This window comes from Maridesulfovibrio sp. (assembly GCF_963676065.1).
Classification (GTDB): Bacteria; Desulfobacterota; Desulfovibrionia; order Desulfovibrionales; family Desulfovibrionaceae; genus Maridesulfovibrio.
This window is the reverse complement of record NZ_OY780933.1, coordinates 1,436,631-1,460,424: the sequence shown is the minus strand read 5'-3', so window position 1 is coordinate 1,460,424 and position 23,794 is coordinate 1,436,631. Positions and strand designations below refer to the sequence as shown.

The following is a 23,794-nucleotide window of genomic DNA, read 5'->3' as shown; positions in this document are numbered from 1 at the left end:
AATTTTTTACAAGACCGCCGGACAGCTGAAGTCTATCTTGTCTTACATAAAGATTAATGCCAAGCTTTCAATCACGTGGTGAAACAAATGAACACAGGGATAATCAGATATCTGCGCCCCGCTGCAATAGAGGGCCTTGAGATACAGGAAGTGATAAACTCCAACCATTCATTCCCCAACCATACCCATGGATTTCATTCCGTGGGTCTGATGGAGAAAGGCGGTTGCTATTGCCGGCAGCCCGGCTGCGGAAGTTCATTTGTCCGCGGAGGAGAAATAGCACTTTTCAATCCCGGTCTGGTCCATTCAGGAGTAATCACAGATTCCGATACCAGAATCTCCTACCGGGTATTCAGCTTCGACAACCGGTTATTTGAAAAGGCATTGCGGGATTTGAATGAGGCAGAAGTAATGCCGGAATTCAGATCCGTAGTAACTGAAGACAAGCTGACCAGCGGCACCCTGACCGAACTCAATTACGCGGCATCCACGGTAAAAAACAGGCTGGCCATAGATACCGCACTTGCACGGGCTGCGGCAGCTCTTCTGACCCGCCACTGCGAAACCCAATCAAAGGTACCTAAAACGATGGAGCCAGCGGCAGTAAGAAGAGCTCGCGAATATCTGCATGCAAACCTTTCAGAAAAAGTGACGCTGGAAGAGTTGGCAAATGCCACGGGGCTTTCACGCTATCACCTGCTTAGAGTTTTCAGAAAAACAACAGGACTCCCTCCGCACAGCTACCATATGCAACTGCGTCTGGAATACGCTAAGCGACTGTTGCGTTCCGGCCTGCCCTTTGCGGAGACAGCCCTGCAATGCGGTTTTTCCGACCAAAGCCACTTCAGCAACACATTCAGGCGCTACACAGGCGCTACTCCTTCTCAATACACCGATATATAAACGCCTTTTAAATAATCCACGTTTTGTCGATCGCTGCCGATACAGTGATCAATCTGCCTTTTTTTCAAAAAAACACCACCATCTGTAAAGTTCAGGAGAAAAATATGACCCGTGACAATTCACATCCGATTATTCCCGTATTAGCAATCCTAGGGGCCATTCTACTCTGGGGAAGTTCCTTTGCGGCCATGAAACATCTGCTCGCAAGCATGAATCCATGGGCGATCATGTGGATGAGGGTCGGTTTCGCAACCCTGATCTTGACCCCCTTCATGCCACGCCTGACACGCCCGGTAAAAAAAGGTGATCGGTTGGCGCTGGCAGTCATGGCCCTGTTTATGCCCTGTCTCTATTTTCTTTTTGAGTCATACGCCCTGACTTACACCACAGCCACTCAGGCCGGCCTTATTTCAGCTTCACTACCATTGATGGTTTCAGTAGGGGCCGGATTCTTTTTTAAAGAAAAAACGACTTCTTCCGGCTGGACGGGACTCCTCCTTTCCATGCTGGGTGTAGCGGCCTTGACCCTGAGCGGAAGTCCTTCAACAAATGCTTCCGACCCCGCTCTCGGAAACATGCTGGAATTGATCGCCATGGCCTGTGCATCAGGATACATGCTGCTGGTAAAGAGGCTCTCCGCCAGCTACGGCCCGTGGACGCTTACAGCCATACAGAATGCGGCCGGGTGCATCTTTTTTATACCTGGACTCTATTTACTCATCCGGGACGGATTGGGAACGGCACCGTTTGAAGTTTTGATGACGGCCGGATATCTTGGGGTTTTCGTCACTCTCGGCGCCTTTGTTCTATACAATTCAGGCATAAGCAGACTACCTGCGGGTAAAGCATCTGCCTTCATCAATCTGGTCCCGGCCGTCGCCGCTTTTTTCGGATGGTTCCTGCTTGGAGAAACATTGAACTTCATTCAATTGCTGGCTTCCGCTGTAATTTTTGCCGGCGTTGGGCTGGCCCAGTACGGTGAAAAACTGGACTGGAAGTCATTTCCGATTATAAAATCTACTTTATGTGCTGCAAACCACAAAAATTAATGGTCGGTGAATAAATATTCATACGCCCGTCAATAGCGCCATCATACGAAAAATCCCGGTAAAGATCACTTACCGGGATTTTTTTTCGCTAAAACCAGCACATATGGAGCTTGCCCGAACAGGCTTTAATAAATTACACTTTTATATTAAGTTAACCTGAATTATCCAAATTAGGATATTTTGCTAACGTTTCCGGTTTAATCTATGCGTTTTCATACATCAGGGGTGCCCATGAAGAGACTACTCGCCGCTATTATGTTTATTTTATTTACACTGGGCACAGCCTGCGCAGAACAGCCGGTTGTAGGTTTTGTAACCGGAGCGTCAGGACTTGGAGACCTTTCATTCAACGATATGTGTTATGGAGGAATTCGCAAAGCGCAGCAGGAATTCAATTTCAAACTCATCATCCTTGAACCGGATAAAAGCGGGAACATCACAGAAAAAAACTTTACCAATCTTATTCAACAATCTGATATACTGATACTTGTAGGGGCTCAATATTTGCAAATAATAAAAAAGGAAGCCCCGCAATACCCGGACAAAAAATTCATTCTCTGTGAAGTTCCGATAACTGGCATGAAGAATGTTTCTTCCGTTTTCTTTGCACAGGAGGAGGGATCTTTTCTGGCCGGAGCTTTGGCGGCTATGACCAGCAGAACCGGTAAAATAGGCTTCATCGGGGGCACTCCGATTCCCCCGGTCCTAAGGTTTGAACAGGGTTACGTTAAAGGAGCCAAATACGCTGCTCCAGACATTAAAGTGGTCGTAGAATACATTAGCCCTCTCGGTGACTTTTCCGGCTTTGAAGCTCCAGCCAAAGGTTATAACATGGCTATGGGACAGTACAAAAGCGGAGCGGATATAATATTTACTGTCGCCGGGTTGACCGGCAACGGAATCATCGAAGCCGCGCGGCGCAGTGGTAAATTAGCCATCGGGGTTGATTCGGATCAGGATTCATTGGCTAAAGGTTTTGTGCTGACAAGTATGATTAAAAAAATGGATGTCGCTGCTTACAATGAATTAAAAGCGGTCATGCAGGGCAATTTCAAGCCCGGAGCGACCGGTTATGGGCTTAAAGAAAACGGTGTGGCCCTTAGCGATATGAAATATACCCGTGATAAAATACCGGCTGGGGTACTGGAAAAGGTTGAGGAGATAAGGCAAAAAATTATTAATGGCGAAATAAAAATGAACTTCCAAAAATAATCTTTTTGACAAACGCTTAGACTAAAAAATTATCCAATGAAAATAGTCAACACGCTATAATGAAAGACAGCCTACGGTTTAAAATTTCCATCGGCACCGGGTTAATTCTGCTGCTATTCTTTTTCACTCTGGGGTATTATATCGTTGATTCCCAGAAAAGAATGCTGGAGGACAGCCTGGCTGAACACGGTAACCGCATAGCCGCCCTGGCCGCCCGGTCCTGTGCTGAATACCTGCCGAGATTCAGTTTTTTCCTCATTGAGGATCTGGCTCTTTCTGTTGAGCAGTCGCCGCAGGTCGCCTTCTGTGAGGTATACGACAGGGAAGGAAGCCCTATCCTGCAATCAGGAAACATTATATCCAACTCCCACAATTCGAAAAATAAACCTCATTATGGATCCGACATTCTCATTGTTTCAAAGCCCATCATAAGCGGCAATGAAAATATCGGCAGGGTTGAAATAGGAATGCGACTGGACAAAGTTCGCAAAGAAATTCAAGGCAATACCTACAGTCTGATAATCCTCTTCAGCGCTTGCATGCTCTGCACCATTATCGCCCTTGATGCCTTTTTCCAACGCATTCTCATCTCGCCGCTACGCCTGCTGGCCAACAACACCAGAGAAATAGCCCGCCGAAGATTCGTCACGGTAGATTTAGACTCGCGCATGGACGAAATAGGCTCTCTGGCACTGAGCTTCAACGACATGAGCCGAAACCTTGAAGGTCTGTATAAAAACCTCGAGGTAAAAGTACAGGAGCGGACTCACGAGCTGGAAACCGCCAACAAGAAACTGGTCAAAGCGATTGCCAAATCCGAGGCCATGGCTGTGGAAGCAGCGAAGGGCACTCTGGCAAAATCACAATTTCTGGCCGCCATGAGCCATGAGATAAGAACCCCCATGAATGCCATTCTGGGGATGGCTGAAATTCTGGCTGAATCCAACCTTGATGACGAACAGAAAAAATTTGTAGAAATACTGCACGAATCCGGCGAATCCCTTCTGCACTTAATCAACGAAATCCTCGACCTGAGTAAAATCGAGGCAGGAGAAGTTCCATTTGAGAAAAAAGATCTTAACCTCGACAGGCTTATCGGCAAAGCCTTTAAGGTCACAGCTCATGCCGGACATGGAAAAGGTTTGGAACTGGCCTACAACATTAACCGGGATGTACCTGAAGCCCTGATGGGCGATCCTACTAGACTGCAACAGATTTTAGTAAACCTCATCGGTAATGCCATCAAATTTACAGAGCGGGGTTTCGTTGTCGTGGAGGTATCCCTAAATCCGGGAATGAGCCCGAGCAGCAACGACAAACTCCTGAATATACATTTTACGGTTAAAGACAGTGGTATTGGCATTGAGGAAGATAAACTGGAGTCAATCTTTGACCGTTTTACACAGGCGGACTCCTCCACAACCCGCAAATACGGCGGAACCGGCCTAGGACTTTCTATCTGCAAATCCCTGAGCAAAGCCTTGGGCGGTAAGATATGGATCGAAAGCCGCAAAGGCTTTGGAACCAGCGTCCATCTGGAGCTGCCATTTGAAAAAGACCCGCGCAGTTCTGTAATGAGTTCACCACTGCGCGGAAAATCCATACTGATAATAAACGATCAGGACTACTCCCGTCAGGCTCTGGCCATACGCATAGGCACAAGGACTAAACGCATCAGCAAAGCCCAAAGCATGGAGGAAGGACGTCAATTTATCGATAACAGCGTAAAGTCCAACTCACCATTTGACATGATCCTTGTTCGCGGCAGCATTCACGACTGGAAAACGTCCAAGACCCTCACGGAACTGCGTTCACTGAATATCATTGAAGAGAAAATCATTCTTATTACTACAGTGGGTCAGGATTATATCGAAAATTTCGCAGGAAGTGTTCTGCTGGCTCCAGTTGATATGCACTCTCTTGAGAATGCATCCAAAAAAGCCCTGAGCAAGAATCCTGAGTTACACCCCTCTCCAGCTCAGCCCAGCCGAAGAATGCGCTCCCTTGATATACTCCTTGTGGAAGACAACAAGGCCAACTGCATGCTGATTCAACTTTTCTTAAAAGATCTGCCCCACAAACTGAAAGTGGCTAATAACGGGGCAGAAGGGCTGGAACTGGCTCGCGAAGCTCATTTCGATATTATTTTTATGGATATTGAAATGCCTGTTATGGACGGGTATGAAAGCACCCGCAAAATAAGAGCATGGGAAAAACAGACCAGCACAAAACCCAGCATTATAATAGCCCTGACCGCCCACGCACTGACCGAGGCACGGGATAAGATTATTGAAGCCGGCTGTGATTCATTCCTGACCAAACCCATCTCCAAAGACAAAATAATCAGTACCATCAATGAGCTGTGCAATCCCTTTTTCACTTAATTAGCATAAAGCCCTGATACAACTGGCTCTGCACCAACTAAGCTCGCGTTATCCCTTTGTACTGAACGCATCTGAACAGCCGCAATCATTTACTGCTGACAAAAAACTAACCCCGAGACAAAGCTGCCAAGCTTAGTCCCGGGGTTCAAAAACAAGAAAGGCCGCATCTTCAGACACGGCTTTGAAGCTGCTGACAATTCAGATTCAAAAGAGTCTGATCAGCGACCTTTCTGGTTGGAATGATTATTCCTGTGAGGTCCGTTTAGTTAATAACGGATATTTTCTGGGCTTCGATTCCGGCGAAGACGAGGTCCTGCTCGACCCTGCCTTCAATTTCAATCTCAGCGTTTGAGTCAACGGGGAGGGATCCCGCTTTAGGGCTGAGGTCGATAATGATTTCACCGGTCTTGTCCTGAAATACATATTTATTGCTATTTATTTTTCTTACTATGTGTCCTTTTACAATGGCCTTGGTATCGGCACCGGACACGCGAGCTTCAGCAACGGTGGTGACATCCTTGGATTTGAACTCAAGAGTTTCGGAAGTTGCTGCAGCGGCCACGATCACCAGAAGTAAAAGAAAAAGTACGCTCATTTTTTTCATCTCTTATCACCCGTCCCACCCTCGGGTGGAAGTTAAAGATTTGAAACCTTATTGATAAAACTTTATTTTAACTTATATGAAAACGTCCGAACTTCTGTTCAGCCATTTTTTCTAGGAGGACCTGTTGTTGATCCGTTGATCAAGTAATAGACACCTCTGTTTGATTATGCAATCAAAAAAACGCTGGTCTTGTGAAATATTGTACAAATTCCCCTTTAACCCCTCATATTGCTTATAGATATTTTTTTCACAACCGTATTTTTGACTACTGTATAAGAATGCTAATATCGTGCTACCTAGAATTACTATTCAAATTGCACTGAATCCGGATTCAATAAACACAGTTTTCATACTAAACTAGTATACAATATGCCGAATTTTTAACCTATATCCTATAAACAGCTAATTTATTGGCATTTTCATTCCATATCTTAAAAATAACAATGAGGTTTATATAAAATGAAATCCACAGACGTAAAACTCATAATACCCTCTACATCAAAAATGATACATCAAATCCAGCCAACTCGTGCTTACTTATCAGAAAAATTGATAGTTGATTTTTTACGATAAAAAACGGATTAAAGGCCATGAGCAACTCAGAACTTCTCGATATCGTCTATGCAGACCGTAAAATTGTGGTGGTAAACAAACCCAGCGGACTCCTTTCCGTGCCCGGACGCGGTCCTGAAAATCAGGATTGTGTTGTTACAAGAATCCAGAAGATGTTTCCTGAATGCCGCAAGTTCCCAACAGTACATCGGCTTGATATGGATACTTCCGGACTGTTGGTTTTGGGGCTGACCGCGCGGGCTGTGCGCGAATTGGTGGAGCAGTTTCAAAAAAGGCAGGTAAAAAAACGTTACATCGCCCTGCTGGATGGCATAGTAAAGGAAGACAGCGGAGTTATTGAGATGGCTTTTCGGCTTGATCCTTACAACAGGCCCCATCAGGTCTACGACCCCATTCACGGAAAACTGGGCATCACCCATTGGCGTAAGCTGAATATTGAGAACGGCATGACCCGCGTGGAATTTACGCCACTTACCGGCCGTACCCATCAGCTAAGGGTTCATTCGGCGCATCCACAGGGACTGGGATGTCCCATAGTCGGGGACAGGCTTTACGGCTCCGGCAACGCCCCCGGCCAGCTCAAGCTGCACGCCGGTTATCTATGTTTCGAACATCCCAAAACCAAAGAAAAAATGGAATTCAATATTGATCCATTATTTTAGGCAATTCGTTTAAACATACGCGAATTTCGGACTTTTTGCCGCAAGGACGCAGATGGTACTTTATCAACATTAAAAGCCCTGCTGAATCTCTTCAGCAGGGCTTTCGTCTTTAGAATCCACACAGAATCACCGGACCACCCGGCGCTCTTATTCTTTAAGACATTTTATTTATCCAATCGGGCTGTTTTCTACGACATTCCAGATTCCGCAAGGGCAGACGCTGGCGCAGAAACCACAACCGATACATTTATCTGGGTTACAAACCATTTCAAAGTCTTTACTTCCTTCGTCCCCCTTACGGGAAATCGCCGTCTGAGGACAGACCGCTTCGCAAAGGCCGCAATCACGGCAGGAGCCGCAGGAGGAACACTCCTGCGCACATTCCTGAACATCCTTGAAACTGGTAATGCGCGGATCGAAGTATTCGAGAGTCATACGTTTGTAGTCGATTACATCTTTAGGTTCAGCATGAGGACGCTTACCGGTAAAGATCTCATCAAGAGTCTCGGCGGCAGCTCGGCCATGACCTATAGCGTGAGTCAGCAGACCGGGACGAACAGCATCACCGATGGCATAAACGCCGGGCTCAGTTGTCTGGTAATCTTCATTGACTACGATGTGACCGCGATCAAGGGCGATTGTGTCCGGCAGGAAATCAATATCCGGGGTGTCACCGATGGACATGATCACTGTGTCAGCAGGAAGAACTTCACCTGATTTCAGCACAACGCCTTCATCGGTAACTTCCTGCGTGAAACAGGGATAACGGAATTTAGCTCCGGCCTCTTCAGCCTCATCGCGTTCCTTACCGAAAGCGGCGGGCTTCTGAATATCGATCAGCAGAATTTCCTTGGCACCGAGACGTGAACATTCTGTTGCGACGTCACAGCCAACGTTACCGGCACCGATGATAACCACTTTTTCGCCGACCTTTGCTTTACCCTTCATGGCATCCTTGAGGAACTCAAGAGCAGGGGTAATGCGTTCATGGCCGGGGATTGGGATGATGCGCGGCTTCTGGGCACCGATGGCGAGAACTACTGCATCATTGTTCTGACGCAGTTCGGCAAAATCATCAGCAGTCAATTTCTTCTGCATGTGAACATGCGGGATGACCTTAGCGACACGCTCAAGTTCCGTATCCAGCACTTCCTTGGGAATACGGCTGGAAGGAATTGCGGAGCTGATTTTACCACCGAGCTTTTCAGCCATATCGTAGACAACGGCCTCATGACCTTTGCGGCGAATCTGCCATGCAGCAGAAATACCCGCAGCACCGCCGCCGATGACAGCAACTTTCTTGCCGGAAAGAGGCGGCAGTTCAGGCGCGGGGCTGTTAACGCCGTCACGTCCGAGCTTGGTGATATCTACGGAAAGCATATCTTTTTTACCACGGGTGCAGCCATCCATACAGAGGTTGGGGCAGAGGTAACCGCAGACAGTTGCGGGGAAAGGAGTATATGCGAGAGCAAGATCAACAGCCTCGTCAACAAGACCGTCACGAACCAGCTGCCAGCGTTTCTGGACCGGCATTCCGGTAGGACAGGCAGATTGGCAGGGCGCTTGATATTTGCGGTTTTCCCAGACAGGAACAAAGCGACGCATCTCACCGTGGGTGATCAGCGGAATCGGAGAACGATCAAGATCGGTCAGATCACCGATAAGACCGCCCTGTCCAAGCTCATCATCCCAGACCTGTGTACGGAATTCAGACATGGAACGACGCTTACGTCCGGTTTTCTCAAAGGGAGATTTTGCGCGGATCAGCTGCCATTCCTTGCGTTCGGTCAAGGAATCGTAAAGATCTTCGCGGCCTATTTTGGCAAGGTTCTCTTTAAGATTAGTTGTCAGCCATTCCCAGTCCGCATCAGTGATGGGTTCAAGGATAGCGTCTGCATTGGAGAACTCTCCGTGGGGGCCGCGTACGAAGATACGTCCGCCAACCATACCGACACAAGGCCGGAAAGCGAGCACATTCTCAGCATTCTGGGCTTCATAACCACAGACAACTGCGGTACCGCCGGCCATGAATTCAGCAAAATAGTCACCTACGCCGCCGAGCACCCAGAGTTCGGGTTCATCAAAGCGGGGGTTGGTTTTGGTCATGGTCATGCCGCGGGCACCGATATCACCATTAATGATAACTTTACCCTGCGCCATGGCATTACATGCGCCGTTGGAAGCATTGCCATGGACGATGATCTCGGCACCGGCGTTGAGCCAGCCCACGTCATCTGAAACCGAACCGTGGACGTTTATTACCGTACCGGGAAACCCCTTGGAACCCAGACGCTGACCGGAAGTACCGATAACGTCAATTTCAATGGGTTCCTGTTTGGAAATCCACAGCCTACCGCCAATACCGTGCTGGCCCATGGCGTCTATTTCAAGCTTGCGGGCTCCGTCGGCAACCGCTTTCTGAATCCGCTCCTCAAGGATGCGGGATTCAACACGGAAGCCTTCTTCAAGACCGCTGATGCATATTTTTTCTGTTGCCATTTTAAATCTCCGTAAATCGTGAGCTGTTGTTAAACCACGTACTTGATGCCGAGTCTTTCAGCAGCATCACGGTCACTGATACCAAGCGCGTCCGACATGCCGATAGGCAGAGATGTGGAGCGGCCCAGGGGGGCAATGATCTTTTTGATTTCAGTGTCAAAGCTCAGATAGAAGTCAACAACCCTTTCGGCGACTTTTTCAGGGTCAAGGCGACGGTAAAGTCTGGGATCCTGAGAGGTGATGCCCTTGGGACATACGCCGATGTTACAGACGTTGCAGCGATCCTTTTCAGAACCGAGACAGCCGGCGCCGGCCTGCATTACGTATTTACCGACCTGTACAGCACTCGCGCCGAGCATAATCAGGGCCGCAGCATTTGCCGCGAGGTTGCCGGATTTACCGATACCGCCACCCGCGATAAGGGGCAGCTCGTTCTGCTTACCGGTAACAACCAGAGCGTTGTAACAATCACGCAGGTTACTGGCGATGGGATGTCCCATATGGTTCATGGAAACATTGTACGCCGCACCGGTACCGCCATCTTCACCATCAATGGCCAGACCGGCGGCATAAGGGTTACGGGTCAAGTTATTGAGAACCGCCAGAGATGTGGAGGAAGCGGAAATCTTCGGATAGACCGGGACCCTGAATCCCCAGGCCATACTCATGGACTGGATCATCTTCGCAACTGATTCCTCAATGGAATACTGAGTCTGATGGGTCGGGGGACTAGGCAGGCTGACCCGCTCAGGAACACCGCGAATTGCGGCGATGAGCTTGTTAACCTTGTACCACATGAGCAGTCCGCCATCACCGGGCTTAGCGCCCTGACCGTATTTGATTTCAATGGCGCAGGGGTCGACCTTCATCTCGGGAATGGCGTGGATGATTTCATCCCAGCCGAAATAACCGGACGCAATCTGGAGGATAACGTATTTAAGGAAACGGGAACGCAGCAGACGCGGGGGACAGCCGCCCTCACCTGTGCTGATGCGTACCGGCATATTAAGTTCTTCGTTCAGATAAGCGACACCCATCTGCAAGCCTTCCCACATATTGGGAGAAAGCGCGCCGAAGGACATTCCGCCGATAACCAGCGGATATATCTCCCGTACCGGAGGTTTCCAGCCGTGTTCCTTATATGTTTTCAGGCTATCTTCCGGAGACTGCACACGACCGAGCAAAGTATTCAAACGGAACTCGTGACGTCCGGCATCGAGCGCCGGGTCAGTGAGCATGGAGATACGAATGAACTTGATCTGATCCAGCAGAGATTCGCCTGAATTGCGGCGTCCACCGCGAGTGCGGGGATTACCGCCACGGTCATTGTGGAATTTCTGTGAAGTAGAATCTTCCTGGCGTTTGGGGGCGATGGCGTTGTTGGGGCAAACCAGATTGCACATGGAGCAACCGATGCAGGCGTAGGCAGGATCGGTTTTCTGGCGGATGCCGTAAAAAACTTTATATTCATTCTCGGCTTTTTTCAGCAAGCTGGCGGGAGTCTTGATCTCGCGCTTGCGGAATACACCGAGTTCAATAGCGTTCACCGGGCAGACTGAGGTGCAGCGACCGCACTGGGTACAGAGATCCTTGTCCCACTCGATCTGCCAGTTCAGGTCTTTAACGCCTAAAGTTGACGGGGTAATTGGTCTTTCTGTGAGCATGTTTGTATCTCCTTGCAGTCGGGTCCGACGATTACTGTATCGAGGTGCATGGGCTGAAAGTCTTTGGATCTGTCACGGTCAGGAATGACAGCGTCGATTCCGCAAACTTCGGATGAAAAGGCATAGATGCCGTCTTTACCGCCCACAATACCGGGACGAAGCTTCTTGCGGTCCTGAACCATGAACATGGAACCGTCATCAAGGGTTCCGATAACACAGTTGGGGCCGTCGATAATCATCTTGCGGCAGGATCTTTTCAGAGGTGCCAGAAACTCGCGGTCCGGATGGTCGGCCATTTCATGATCCATAAGCGGGGTGATTATGTGCTTGTAAGCACGGATGTCCAGACCCAGACGCTTGGTAGTGTAGTGCGCGATATGGGTAAAGACCTCGGAATCGGACTGGTATCCGGAATAACCGGGAACATTTCTGGACTGCAGGTATTCCTTAACGGGAATAAACGCTGTGTTCTCACCGTTGGTCATGGAAGCTACGCCTTCTATAAAGAAAGGGTGACATGCATAAAGGTTGATGGCGTAGTTTGTGTTCTGCCTGCCCTGCGCCAGAATGCGTCTGGCATAGATGTTTTTGTTGGCATCAAGCTGAAGCCACTCACCGATTTCAAGAGGATCACCGACTTCTTTCACTACGATGGTATCGGGCCAGAAGGAAAAGACCATGATGTCTCCCTCTTCCTCACCCATCCTGCGCAGCTCAAGACGCATCTCAACGAGTTTGCGTCCCTGCTCGGCAGGAGTAAGATCTTTCCATCCTCTGGGAACTTTATATGCGATTGCTGCGTATGTTCCGCGAACGGGGGTGCCTACCGGCGGTTCGGTTTCCGGCGTATAAAGGATACTGTACTGAGACTTGAAACCATGGTCCATGGCATACTGTTCCAACCTGCGCAGACCGGCTTCAGTAAAAATTCCGGAAAGGATGGGGCAGTCTTTCAGCTCTTCTTCAAAGCGACCTCCCAATCCCCTGAGACAAAGCCCCACACCGGAGCCGTCATGACCTTCTTTCATTGTATTAAGGGCATTGATGGCCAGCATGGGTGAAATAGGATCGCGACTTGTAAGCGCAAATAAACGGCACATATTGTCAGCTCACTCCATGATTATAGGGTTCAACAGATGCAGCGATCCGGCAGGCAGGGAGTTGGACAGACCTTTACTCCGGGATTATCTCCGCCAGGCCAGCTGACATGTTTTTTTAAAAATAAATGTATCAGCCGATACAGCTCTAATCTGCAATTATTTCGAATTAAGTAATTTGTGCAGGTAAATTTTGGACATTCTGAGTTTTTCCACCTCTCAAAATTGGCACAACTATTTTTCAGGATTCTGAAAATGAATCGAAATCAGGATAAAAAAGGTTGTTTTTTGAAGATCAGAGCGATTCAGGAATTTGACAATGGCAGAAAAAAACAATTTTGGCAAACAAAAATACGAAAATGAAGTTTTTTAATACAAAAAGGTCTTAAATTTACGACCAATCTCAGCCACCCCCCTCACATTCTGGCTTCAGACTCGATTCGACACCATATCAGGAATAAGCATAAGATACTAATATACAACAGTTTTTACACTAAAAACAGCCCCTGACTCCCTTCTTTACACCAACATGGCAATCAACAAGATTCACCAAGCAGTTCTTTAGCAAAAAATGATAATCAGCGCTCAAAACAACCCTCAACATCTCACTCAACCACTGATTATACAGCCTCAAACCCATTATGTAGACAGGAGATCTAAACAGCTGTGACGCGAAGCAATTTTAGCCCCTACCCCAAAGACACTAAATTTACATTTTTGACAAAACTACACTAACAAGACCGTAGTCATCTACAAATGTGTAGTATAGAAACCGCCTTATCTAAAACTTATGACGAGACCATTGAAACGACCATGACAAAGCAGGACTATTGTCCATCTCGGCGCAAAAATGCTATGCTCAAAACGCAATCTTTAGATTATGGAGAACCGAATGGATCGTGCAAAAATCGAAAATATTTTTGAGGCCTACTTCCAAAAATACAAAAAAACAGAAGGCGATAGAACGGCGTGGTCTGCGGTATGGCTGGAAAACACCCCTGCCGGAGTACTGGAGCTGAACATGACCAAGTGCCCCAAGGGAACCACTTTCAAGATTTTCATTAATAAGAAAAAAGAAGCACAGGTTTTAGGCTGGGATGCTTATTTCGCAATCATGGCCGAAATTTCATCCAAATACCCCGGACTTTACGATGCAGAAAAACTGTTCTCCGAAATGGAATTTGTTATTTAGCCCTTGTAAAAATCCGAACAAAAACCCCGAAAAAGACATTCAAGCATACTGCAAACAAAAAATCCGGAATCAAAATCATGATTCCGGATTATAAAAAAACAACTTGTTAAAATTAAGCAAGAAAGCGTGAAAGCTGGCGCATATCAACCCCCAGTAGGCTTGGGTCCGGCTGGCGCATTACCTTTAACTCGCTCCCCTCTTTTTCACAAAATGCCAGATCAAGACACTCTGTCATTACCGGCTGCATCTTATCGTTAAACAGGACCTTCACCTTTGGGTGCTGCGGTCTGTTTTCATTAGTCTCAAGAACAATTGCAAATCGCAGATCATTCAATTGCACCATGGTTCCCGGCGGATAGATACCCATGACCCGTATAAAACAATTCAGGTAGGCGGGATCGAAATCAGTCCCCTTCCATTTATACATCTGGCTTAATGTCTTGGCCGGAGTGACGGCTTTTTTATAAACGCGCACACTGGTCAGGGCGTCATAGACATCGCTGATTGCAATAATCCGTCCGAAGGGATGGATATTTTCCCCCATCACTCCGCTGGGATACCCACTACCGTCATAGCGTTCATGGTGCTCTACCACTCCGCGAAGTACAGCCTCGTCAAGTCCGTCAACATCCTGAAGGACAGCAAGACCTTTCAAGGAATGACTTTTCATAATTTCATATTCGGCATCGGTCAGTTTTCCGGGTTTATTTAACACCGTATTGGGAACACGCCCCTTTCCCACATCATGAAACAATGCGGCGATACCGAGCATTTCCAGTTCATCTCGCTTCAAGCCGAGGGCCTTGCCCAGCAGCAGTGCGTAGAGATTCACGTTTATGCAGTGCGTATAGGTATATTCATCATATTTTTTTAGGAAAGCCAGAGTCAATGCGGCAGGTTCGTTCGTGGTCAGGCTATCTATCACCTCACCGACAATTGGTACGGCTTCTTCCACCGCCACAGTCCGGCCCTTGCGTACATCATCGATAAATTTACGGGAATAGCGCAGGGCTTCTTTGTGTACCCGGCGGGCTTCAGGCAGAGCATCTGCTATATTCCGTGCTGCTTCCTCGGCATTTTTGGCTTTTACCGTCCCTGAAGGAGGCAGGTCCGGCAAAGCGCTTCCGGTCAGTATCTCCACTTGTTCCGTCTCATCAGGAAGATATTTGGTGATGTCCTCAAGCGACTCGATATACCTTCCGACCTCTACGTGAGGATCATGAAATGTTCCGGTTCCGTATTTGCGGACATACATTCCCGGCCTGATGTCTTTCTTCCTTATAACCTTAAACTCTTCAGTCACTCCGCCCTCCCTCACAAACGGGTCCTATCCCAAAAAGACTCTGCAACACCCTCTTTTCAAGCTAAAAAACTAAAGGAAAATCTTCTAGCACAAAAAAACTATCGATAAAACCACATTATTCGCCTTACAATTATAAATTTCAGCCATTACGGCGGATATCTATTTATATAAAAAAAATAACTAAACTATTAATCTTACGCCTCAAGCGACTTGACCTACCTCAAAGGATGTTCTACCCAGAACTTTCAGCAATTGAACGGTTGCACTGCAACCTGTCCCCTAAGCAGCTTCACTTCCGATAATAACTTTTCGGACAGTGGCTGCATTTTTATTGACAACGACGGAATTATTCGAGGTTTATGAAATGAGCAACATACCCATTTCAAAAGAAGGATTTGCAAAAATCAAAGCAGAGTTGGCAGCTCTCAAAAAAGAGCGCCCTGAAGTGATCAAGGCCATCGCGGAAGCCCGTGAAGAAGGCGACCTGAAAGAAAACGGCGGTTATCATGCCGCACGCGAAAGACAGGGAATGCTTGAAGCAAAAATCAACTACATCGAATCCCGTATCCCCCATTACAACGTGGTGGACCTACAGACCCTTGGTGGTTCAAAAATCACCTTCGGCGCCACTGTAGAACTGGAAGATATAGAAACAGGTGATGAGAAGAAGTACACCATCATGGGACCTGACGAGAGCGATTTCAAAAAAGGAATTATCTCCGTTGAATCCCCTGTCGGAAAAGCCCTGCTTGGAAAAGAAGAAGGGGACGAAGTCGTCGTCAACGCTCCTAAAGGAAAAATTGAATACGGCATCGTTTCTGTATCTTTTAATGGACCTATTTCCCAGTAAAATTAAGGTTTCCGTCAGCCAGTAAGCAGGGCCGCAGGTTCTGGATAAAGATACTTAAGCGGGGATGTGCCAAGGCACATCCCCTTTTTTATAATTTAGTGAGCGTTCACCATGCAAGGCACGGCAAGCATCCCCGCAAACATATCCTGCTCAGGCTACTGTTCCCGCTGCAAAACCACCCATTCGCTCAGTCCGGAAGACGCGGTAGAGCACTGTCGCGCGCTGATGCAGAAGCTGGACACGGAAAAACGTGCGGACTTCGATGTTCCGCAGGATCAGGCCGTTTCTGACTTTTCCACCGATTACCTCTTCGGTAACGCGCGGGGGCAGATGTTCGGAATAATGGTTTATCTGGACCATGACGGAAATAAAAAAACAGCCAAAGCTTTTTCCGGGCAATACAACGGGCACTGGGAAATTCCCGGCTGGGTCAGCCCTCTGATTGATCCGCAGGAATTCGAGACCCTGACCATGTGCACAGAAAAGGAAATAAAGAGAATCGGCAGGGAAATGGCTAAGACCGCTCCCGACTCCACCCTTCACGCACAGCTTGCCGCACAGCGGAAAAACCTTTCCCGCGAGCTTATGCGTAAAATCCACGCCATATACTCTGTTCACAACTTCCGTGGAAAAATAAAACCGTTGCCGGAAATAATATACGGAAAAAAAGGCATCCCCACCGGAACCGGCGATTGCTGCGCGCCCAAGCTGCTCAATTTCGCCGCGAAGAACGGCTACACCCCACTCGCCATCGCTGAATTTTTCTATGGCCGTGAAAACCGATCCAAAACACGAATGCATAAACAATTCTACCCGTCCTGCACAGATAAATGCGGTCTCATTCTAGGCTTTATGCTTTGCGGATCCTGAATGTCTCCATTATTTCTGTAAATTTTATCTATCTTAAACGATCAGATATACGTATAGTGCTTTAACGGAGGAATGATTTATGAGAATCAACACAGTGGAACGTTATTCATTACTGGCCGCAATAGCATGTATAATTCTTTTCGTCTCTGGATGTGCGCCCAAACAGACCAATTACCCAGCGTACGAACACCCAAGGGAAACCAAATGGCTTGCCGAAGATATTGACGGCAAACCTGTACAGGGATTCGCCCACATCTGGATGAGACTGGACAAGAACGGCAAAATTTACGGTTCTGGAGGCTGCAACAGCTTTCGCGGAGAATACTCATATACAAACGGCGTATTCAGCACCGGACAGTTGGCCATGACTCGCAAAGCATGTTCCCAAAACCTGAATATACAGGAATTCAAATTTATGCAGGCTCTCGAGGCAGTCAAAACTATGGAAAACAGAAACAACATGCTTTACATGGAAGGACCCAGTAATTCTTTACTTTTTTATAAAGGACACTAGTCCGAACGGCAGAACCTCCACATGAAAGAAGTTTCGAACACTCAAAACATTCCGGGCAATAATCACAATCCGTGCACCCCGGAAATTATGGCCCAGCATTCACGGATTAATTCAGAACTGGCTTCAGAGTTTATTGATAGCGTTCCATCCCCCTGCTTTATTCTCAACCGGGACAGGCGAATAGTATCTTACAACACGGCCCTGACCGAAGCGGTAGGGGAAAAAGACGTTAACATGATTCTGGGACGTCGCCCCGGAGATCTGCTCCGCTGCTGCAACTCCCAAAAAAACTATTGCGGAGACTCACCCTCCTGCCTCCAATGCGGAGCCCTGCAAGCCATACAAACGGCAATGACCGGACAAAAAAGTGAAGAGGAATGCATGCTGCTGGCTAATGTGGATAACAAAGTCAAAGCATATACATTCAGAGTCAATGCCTCACCAATAGATATAGGAGAGGAACAGTACTACATAATTCACCTGGCTGATATTTCAGACAAAAAACATAAAGAAATGATGGAAAGAGTCTTTCTGCACGACCTGCTGAACGCGATAAACGGAATCGCCAATGCAGGTACATTGCTAAGAAGCGAAGCAGTAAGACCAGAACAGCAAGAGCTGGCTGAAATGATAGTGGAACGTTCTCATTACATGGCAAATGAGATCAATGCCCACCGGTTATTTCTTTCCGCAGAGACTAAAAAGCTTGAGCTGTACAATGAGCCTGTGGACGTGGTTAAATTCATTGAATCAATATGTACTTTCTACAACACCAGCCAGTTGGGGAAAGGTAAAAATGTTTCTATCAATTCAAAAGTCAGCAAGTTTTCGCTAACTACTGATAAGCGAATTCTCTACCGTATTATTGAAAATCTGGTAAAAAATGCTGTCGAGGCATCCCACCCCAATGGATCTATAAAAGTGGAAGCATGTGAGAAAAACGGCAGGGCCCTTTTCACTATATCAAACCAAGGTTCACTCCCCATGACTGTGGCCCACCAGATATTTAAGCGCTCGTTTTCCACTAAAGGCTCCGGTCGGGGACTAGGTACATACAGCGTAAAAATGTTTACCGAGAATTACCTTCGCGGACGGGTCTGGTTTGATTCATCATTAGAGGATGGGACCAATTTTTACGTGGAACTCCCGCTTACTCCATCCGATAATATGTTGACACAAAACATATGCCCCCGTGTTAACAACTAAACCAATATTTCTGCATGAACATGACTACGAAACAACTCAGCTTTTACACACTTGCGGGAGGAGTTGCCACTCTGCTGCTGGTTATTCTTTTTTACCAGTCGTTGGACCTGCCCATAGCCAAAGCGGCTCACACCCTGAAAGGAACTTTCGCGGTCACTCTTAGTAAGTTAATCAGTGACCTCGCTTCAAAGCATGTAATTCAAACAATTTCATTTTTCGCTCTTATAGGCGGAGCCGTGGACGGACTGTGCAATGGATTTGGTAAAAGGAGCAAAGCACTGCTGCTTGTTGCGCTTTCGACCTTATCCGCCATGCTCATCGGTGATGAACTTAAATGGTTCTTCGGCCGCTGCCGTCCGCCAATGTTCTTTGAAGACGGATCTTACGGGTTCACCTGGTTTTCCGATAAATATCTGCAGAATTCATTTCCGTCAGGACATACCTTGCGCATTTTTTCGCTGACCGCTTCCCTGGCACTGCTTTTACCCCGTAAAAAATATATCCCGCTTTTGCTGGCTGTACTGGTCGGTATAAGCCGGGTTATTGCTGGTAAACATTATCCCGCAGACGTTATCTTCGGATGTTTCATCGGAGTAACCTGCTCCTTCTGGGCGTACTATTTCATTTATTCTGTACCGGAAAGATCCTCTCATTAAGAACAAATTCTCTGATTCCTCCGTATAAAAAAATCGCCCTGCCGAATTTTCAGCAGGGCGATTTCAATTATACAACTTAGAGCGGATTACTCATCACTGGAATCAGGCTTATCCTCATGCTTACGGCCAACTTGTAACCGTGCCAGAACCACATAAAAGAGCGGCACAAAGACGACTCCCAAAAGAGTGGCCGCAATCATTCCCGAAAAAACGGAAGTACCCAGAGCATGGCGACTGGCCGATCCGGCTCCCTGAGCGATAACCAGAGGAACAACCCCCAGGATAAACGCGAAGGAAGTCATCAGGATAGGACGGAAACGCTGATGTGCCGCCTGCACGGCAGCATCCACAAGGGTAGCGCCATGCTCATATTTTTCTTTAGCGAATTCCACAATCAAAATTGCATTCTTAGCCGCAAGTCCAACCAGCATGATCAATCCGATCTGGGCATAGACATTGTTATCCAGCCCTCGCAGGAACTGACCGGTAATTGCACCGAACACACCCAGTGGAACTGCGAACACAATCGCCAGCGGGATAATCCAGCTTTCATACTGAGCAGCCAGCACAAGAAAAACCATCATAACTGCAAGGGCAAAAATAACGATAATTTCCCCACCGGATTTCTTTTCCTGAAACGCTATGTTGGTCCAGTCAAATCCGTAACCTCTGGGCAGAGTGTCACGAGCCACCTTTTCCATTATCGCCATAGCCTGCCCGGTACTGTATCCGGGAGCATTTGCGGCGGTAATCTCAATGGTCCGGAACAAGTTGTAACGCTGTATATATTCCGGGCCGAATATTTTTTTCTGGCTAACCAATGTGGATAGGGGAATCATCTTTCCCGTATCACCACGCACATAGAATTTAGAGACATCGCCCGGGCTGGTTCTGAATTGAGAGTCAGCCTGAGCCAAGACCCGGTAGGTCCTGCCATATTTATTGAAATCGTTAATGTAATAACCGCCGAGAAAAGTCTGCATAGCGGTAAAGACCTCGTTAAGCGGAATACCAAGCTTGCTGACCTTATCACGATCCACATTAACAAACAGCTGGGGGACATTCGCGCTGAAGGTGGAGAATATACCTGTTAATTCTGGACGCTTACGAAGTTCGGCCATGTAATCCTGCGCCACTTGAGACAGTTCCTCAACCGTTCCTCCGGAGCGGTCCTGCAACTCAAACTGCAATCCTCCGGTAGAACCGATACCGTTAATCGGCGGGGGATTGAAGCAGATAATTCTGGCTTCCTGAATCTCCATAACTTTCTGCTGCACTTTACGCAGAATAGCATTTACATGCAGTTGCGGATCAGTACGCTCATCCCACGGTGTAAGTGAAGCGAACAGAGTCGACGTGTATGAAGAATATGCCCCGGTTATCAGGTTAAATCCACCCAGAGCAAAATATGTTTCAACCCCCGGTTCATTCTTGAGGATTTCCTCGACCTTATGAACGGCGGCATCGGAGCGTTCAAGTGAAGCTCCTTCAGGCAGCTGCACATTTATCATGAAATACCCCTGATCTTCGTTGGGAACGAAGCCGGTGGGAACTGTTTTGAACAGTGTGTATGCCCCGAACAGCAATATCCCGAAAATACCCAGCGCAATTATTGACTTACGGATAATCAGCCGGACCCCGAGAGTATAGCCGGAAGTAACTTTGCTGAAATATTTATTGAACTTTTCAAAAAACCATCCCAGCGGACCGCGCATCTTCTTTTGCGGACGCAGCACCAGAGCCGACATGGCCGGAGAAAATGTCAAAGCGTTGATGGACGAGATGGCTACCGAAACCGCAAGGGTCAACGCAAACTGTTTATAAAGCTGTCCGGTAATCCCCCCCATGAAGGCAACGGGTACGAATACGGCGATAAGTACTGCGGTAGTCGCCATAATAGGCCCGGAAACTTCTTTCATGGCCTCCTTAGTGGCCGTCTTGGAATCCAAGCCTTTCTCATCAATCTTGGCCTGCACCGCCTCAACAACAACGATGGCATCGTCAACAACAATACCGATGGCCAAAACCATACCGAACAAGGTCAGGGTATTGATGGAAAAACCGAGAACCTGAAAGAATGCGAAAGTACCAATCAGTGATACCGGTACTGCGACCATGGGAACAATGGTCGCCCGCAGATTCTGCAAAAAGATAAAAACAACGATGAAGACCAGCGCCATGGCCTCATAAAGGGTATCCAAAACTTCATCAATTGAAGCTGTGACGAACAGGGTGGTATCATAGGGAATGTCATACTTCATCCCGGTGGGAAACTCAGCGGAAAGCTGTTTCATGGTAGAGCGGACATTCTCCACAATATCAAGGGCGTTAGCTCCGGGGAGCTGATAAATCAGCAGCATTGCGGAGTCGATTTCACCCTGACGGCCAAAGGCGGAGTAGGATTTTGAACCCATTTTAACACGGGCCACATCGCGGATGCGGACATTACTCCCGTCCGGCTTGGATTTGATAATAATATTACCGAACTCTTCCGGTTCGCTAAGCCGTCCCTTAACCCGCACAGTCAACTGAAACTGCTGTCCGGCTGAAGCCGGAGGCTGCCCCACCTGCCCTGCCGGGGCCTGCAGATTCTGCTTCTGTACCGCTGAAATAACATCATCGGCAGTGATTGCCATCCGGGCCATTTTATCCGGGTCAAGCCAGATGCGCATGCCGTAATCCTGATCACCGAAAAGGGAGACACTCCCCACACCGGGGATACGGGAAACAGCATCGAAAAGATTGATCTTGGCGTAGTTGTTCAAGAAAAGGGAATCGAATGTTCCGTCAGGCGAAAGAAGACTGATCACGCAGATCATACTGGAGGACTGCTTTTTAACACTGACACCGGACTTGGTCACGTCTGAAGGGAGCTGGGGAGTAGCCAGACTGACCCTGTTCTGAACATCAACAGTGGCAAGTTCCAGATCTCGCCCGAGATCAAAGGTAACATTGAGGACCATACGTCCGTCATTCGAGCTGATGGAACTCATATAAAGCATGTCCTGCGCGCCGTTGACCTGCTCCTCGATAGGGGCCGCAACGGTTTCTTCCACAACCCCCGCGCTGGCACCGGTATACTGGGCGGAAATCTGTACTGTAGGGGGTGCGATTTCAGGGTATTGCGCAATAGGCAGAGTAAAAATACTCAGTAAGCCCACCATTGTGATAATGATGGAAATAACGGACGAAAAAATGGGTCTGTCGATAAAAAAATTGACCATGACTGCTTCCTGCAAAAATTATCTCCCCGCATATGCGGGGAGATTTACTTTTAAAAAGGGATTACTCTTTGGTTACTTCGGATGGATTTTTAAGAATCTCTGGGACAACCGAAGTTCCGGGACGAATTCTGTTTACACCGTCGACGATAATCATGGTTCCAGATTGTATTCCTGTTTTTATCACAGCATTTTGATCATCCGAATAGTCAATTGTTACCGGTTTTTCGACAACAGTACCGTTGACGACGGCTAATAAGGATTTACGTCCCTGCACATCCAGCATGGATCTTGTGGGGACCACAAGTGCATGAGGATAATCCTTAAGCTTTGCCACTACCTTGGCATACTGACCGTCACGCAGGATTCTCTCTGGATTGGGGAACTTCGCCCTGATACCCAGCGTACCGGTAGAGGAATCAACAGCCCTGTCGGCCATATTAAAGGTGCCGTTATAATCGTAGTAGCCTCCGTCGGCCAAAATCATACGCAAAGCACTGGGTCTATCCGGCTTGCCTGCCTTTTTTCTGGCTTCAATATCACGGATAGCCACAAGATATTCTTTTTCGGGAATACTGAAATTTACATAAACCGGATCAACCGCTGAAACAGTTGCCAGTACAGTTGACTCCGCTGCAACCAGAGTACCGGGGTCGACATGAGTACGTCCGATCATACCGTCCATTGGAGATGTTATGCGGGTAAAGCCTAAATTCAACTTTGCCTCTCCAACCTCAGCCTTGGCATTGCTCACATTGGCTTCCAGAACCTGTTTGTCGGTGATTTTAGAATCGAACTCCTCACGGCTGACCGCCCCCTGATCGAAAAGGGCCTTAAACCGTTTATAGTCTTTGCTGGCCTTTGCGAGAGAGGCTTTTGCGCTGGCCAGTTCCGCCTGGGATCTTTTTAAAGCTTCCTCATAAGGACGCGGGTCAATGACAAAAAGGAGCTGACCTTCTTTGACCGGGTCACCTTCGGTGAAAAGCCTCTGTTTAAGATGTCCCTGTACGCGGGCCTTTATTTCAACGGTTTTAAGAGCCTGAATCTGGGCCACATACTCGCCCATAACCGGAAAGGACTGCTCATCTATTTTTATAACTTTAACAGGAGTAGGTTTTGCCGCATCTTGTTCCTTTTTACCTTCATCAAAACACCCTGCCAATAAAAAGGAGACTAATAACATGATAAAAAGCAATGCGGCACAATTCTTCCGCCCGGTAACCTCACGAAAAAAGAAATTCACGAACTTCCCCCTGAATAATATTTAAAAAACCGACGGCTGCTCTGAAGGCAACAATCATGCCTGTATCCCTATATAAAAGCATTGAGACACTA

The 23,794-nt window shown here is 47.6% G+C and carries 18 protein-coding genes; 11 read left to right on the top strand and 7 right to left on the bottom strand.

Features of this window, described 5'->3' with window-relative positions; genetic code table 11:
- Positions 1-87 precede the first annotated feature (87 nt).
- The 4 genes from ACKU35_RS06400 to ACKU35_RS06385 all read left to right on the top strand — a co-directional run bounded on the left by ACKU35_RS06400 (position 88) and on the right by ACKU35_RS06385 (position 5,548).
- Positions 88-903 (top strand): AraC family transcriptional regulator, encoded by an 816-nt coding sequence (locus ACKU35_RS06400; RefSeq protein WP_319764227.1) that lies wholly within the window; start codon positions 88-90, stop codon positions 901-903.
- 104 nt (positions 904-1,007) lie between these two features.
- Entirely contained in the window at positions 1,008-1,952 is a 945-nt protein-coding gene (locus ACKU35_RS06395; RefSeq protein WP_319764225.1) for a DMT family transporter, read from the top strand.
- 231 nt (positions 1,953-2,183) lie between these two features.
- On the top strand, positions 2,184-3,164 hold the full coding sequence (locus ACKU35_RS06390) for a BMP family ABC transporter substrate-binding protein (protein ID WP_319764223.1): 981 nt from the start codon (positions 2,184-2,186) through the stop codon (positions 3,162-3,164).
- A gap of 59 nt (positions 3,165-3,223) precedes the next feature.
- The gene (locus ACKU35_RS06385) at positions 3,224-5,548 is read left to right on the top strand and encodes an ATP-binding protein (protein WP_319764221.1); all 2,325 of its coding nucleotides are present in this window, start codon (positions 3,224-3,226) and stop codon (positions 5,546-5,548) included.
- Positions 5,549-5,810: 262 nt separating this feature from the next.
- On the opposite strand, the gene ACKU35_RS06380 is transcribed toward ACKU35_RS06385, so the two are convergent.
- Positions 5,811-6,143 (bottom strand): NirD/YgiW/YdeI family stress tolerance protein, encoded by a 333-nt coding sequence (locus ACKU35_RS06380; RefSeq protein ID WP_319764219.1) that lies wholly within the window; start codon positions 6,141-6,143, stop codon positions 5,811-5,813.
- Positions 6,144-6,742: 599 nt separating this feature from the next.
- On the opposite strand from ACKU35_RS06380, the gene ACKU35_RS06375 reads away from it, so the two are divergent.
- A complete protein-coding gene (locus ACKU35_RS06375; protein ID WP_319764218.1) occupies positions 6,743-7,387 on the top strand; it encodes an RluA family pseudouridine synthase in 645 nt (214 codons plus the stop codon).
- A gap of 168 nt (positions 7,388-7,555) precedes the next feature.
- Here the strand turns inward: ACKU35_RS06375 and ACKU35_RS06370 are convergent, their stop codons facing one another.
- Genes ACKU35_RS06370 through ACKU35_RS06360 form a run of 3 tightly spaced genes read right to left on the bottom strand, consistent with a single transcriptional unit; the run spans position 7,556 to position 12,650 of the window.
- The gene (locus ACKU35_RS06370) at positions 7,556-9,886 is read right to left on the bottom strand and encodes an FAD-dependent oxidoreductase (RefSeq protein WP_319764216.1); all 2,331 of its coding nucleotides are present in this window, start codon (positions 9,884-9,886) and stop codon (positions 7,556-7,558) included.
- Positions 9,887-9,915: 29 nt separating this feature from the next.
- Positions 9,916-11,550: a glutamate synthase-related protein gene (locus ACKU35_RS06365; protein WP_319764214.1), complete on the bottom strand. Its 1,635-nt coding sequence runs from the start codon at positions 11,548-11,550 to the stop codon at positions 9,916-9,918.
- Positions 11,514-12,650, bottom strand: a complete 1,137-nt coding sequence (locus ACKU35_RS06360; protein WP_319764212.1) for a glutamate synthase — start codon at positions 12,648-12,650, stop codon at positions 11,514-11,516. The genes ACKU35_RS06365 and ACKU35_RS06360 overlap by 37 nt, the downstream gene beginning before the upstream one ends.
- Positions 12,651-13,539: 889 nt before the next feature.
- On the opposite strand from ACKU35_RS06360, the gene ACKU35_RS06355 reads away from it, so the two are divergent.
- A complete protein-coding gene (locus tag ACKU35_RS06355; protein WP_319764211.1) occupies positions 13,540-13,839 on the top strand; it encodes a hypothetical protein in 300 nt (99 codons plus the stop codon).
- A 112-nt stretch (positions 13,840-13,951) separates the two neighbouring features.
- Here the strand turns inward: ACKU35_RS06355 and ACKU35_RS06350 are convergent, their stop codons facing one another.
- On the bottom strand, positions 13,952-15,142 hold the full coding sequence (locus ACKU35_RS06350) for an HD-GYP domain-containing protein (protein WP_319764209.1): 1,191 nt from the start codon (positions 15,140-15,142) through the stop codon (positions 13,952-13,954).
- A 364-nt stretch (positions 15,143-15,506) separates the two neighbouring features.
- Here ACKU35_RS06350 and greA point away from each other — a divergent pair, with 364 nt between their 5' ends.
- The 5 genes from greA to ACKU35_RS06325 all read left to right on the top strand — a co-directional run bounded on the left by greA (position 15,507) and on the right by ACKU35_RS06325 (position 19,238).
- Entirely contained in the window at positions 15,507-15,992 is a 486-nt protein-coding gene (greA, locus tag ACKU35_RS06345; protein WP_319764207.1) for a transcription elongation factor GreA, read from the top strand.
- A gap of 111 nt (positions 15,993-16,103) precedes the next feature.
- Positions 16,104-16,862 (top strand): hypothetical protein, encoded by a 759-nt coding sequence (locus ACKU35_RS06340; protein WP_319764205.1) that lies wholly within the window; start codon positions 16,104-16,106, stop codon positions 16,860-16,862.
- Between the two features lie 79 nt (positions 16,863-16,941).
- The gene (locus ACKU35_RS06335) at positions 16,942-17,376 is read left to right on the top strand and encodes an META domain-containing protein (protein WP_319764204.1); all 435 of its coding nucleotides are present in this window, start codon (positions 16,942-16,944) and stop codon (positions 17,374-17,376) included.
- A 21-nt stretch (positions 17,377-17,397) separates the two neighbouring features.
- The gene (locus ACKU35_RS06330) at positions 17,398-18,582 is read left to right on the top strand and encodes an ATP-binding protein (RefSeq protein WP_319764202.1); all 1,185 of its coding nucleotides are present in this window, start codon (positions 17,398-17,400) and stop codon (positions 18,580-18,582) included.
- Between the two features lie 20 nt (positions 18,583-18,602).
- Positions 18,603-19,238 (top strand): phosphatase PAP2 family protein, encoded by a 636-nt coding sequence (locus ACKU35_RS06325; RefSeq protein ID WP_319764200.1) that lies wholly within the window; start codon positions 18,603-18,605, stop codon positions 19,236-19,238.
- 86 nt (positions 19,239-19,324) lie between these two features.
- On the opposite strand, the gene ACKU35_RS06320 is transcribed toward ACKU35_RS06325, so the two are convergent.
- Together ACKU35_RS06320 and ACKU35_RS06315 are read right to left on the bottom strand one after the other, a co-directional pair.
- Complete coding sequence (locus ACKU35_RS06320) at positions 19,325-22,462, bottom strand: multidrug efflux RND transporter permease subunit (RefSeq protein WP_319764198.1); 3,138 nt, start codon at positions 22,460-22,462, stop codon at positions 19,325-19,327.
- Between the two features lie 61 nt (positions 22,463-22,523).
- A complete protein-coding gene (locus ACKU35_RS06315) occupies positions 22,524-23,702 on the bottom strand; it encodes an efflux RND transporter periplasmic adaptor subunit (RefSeq protein ID WP_319764196.1) in 1,179 nt (392 codons plus the stop codon).
- Positions 23,703-23,794: the final 92 nt, after the last annotated feature.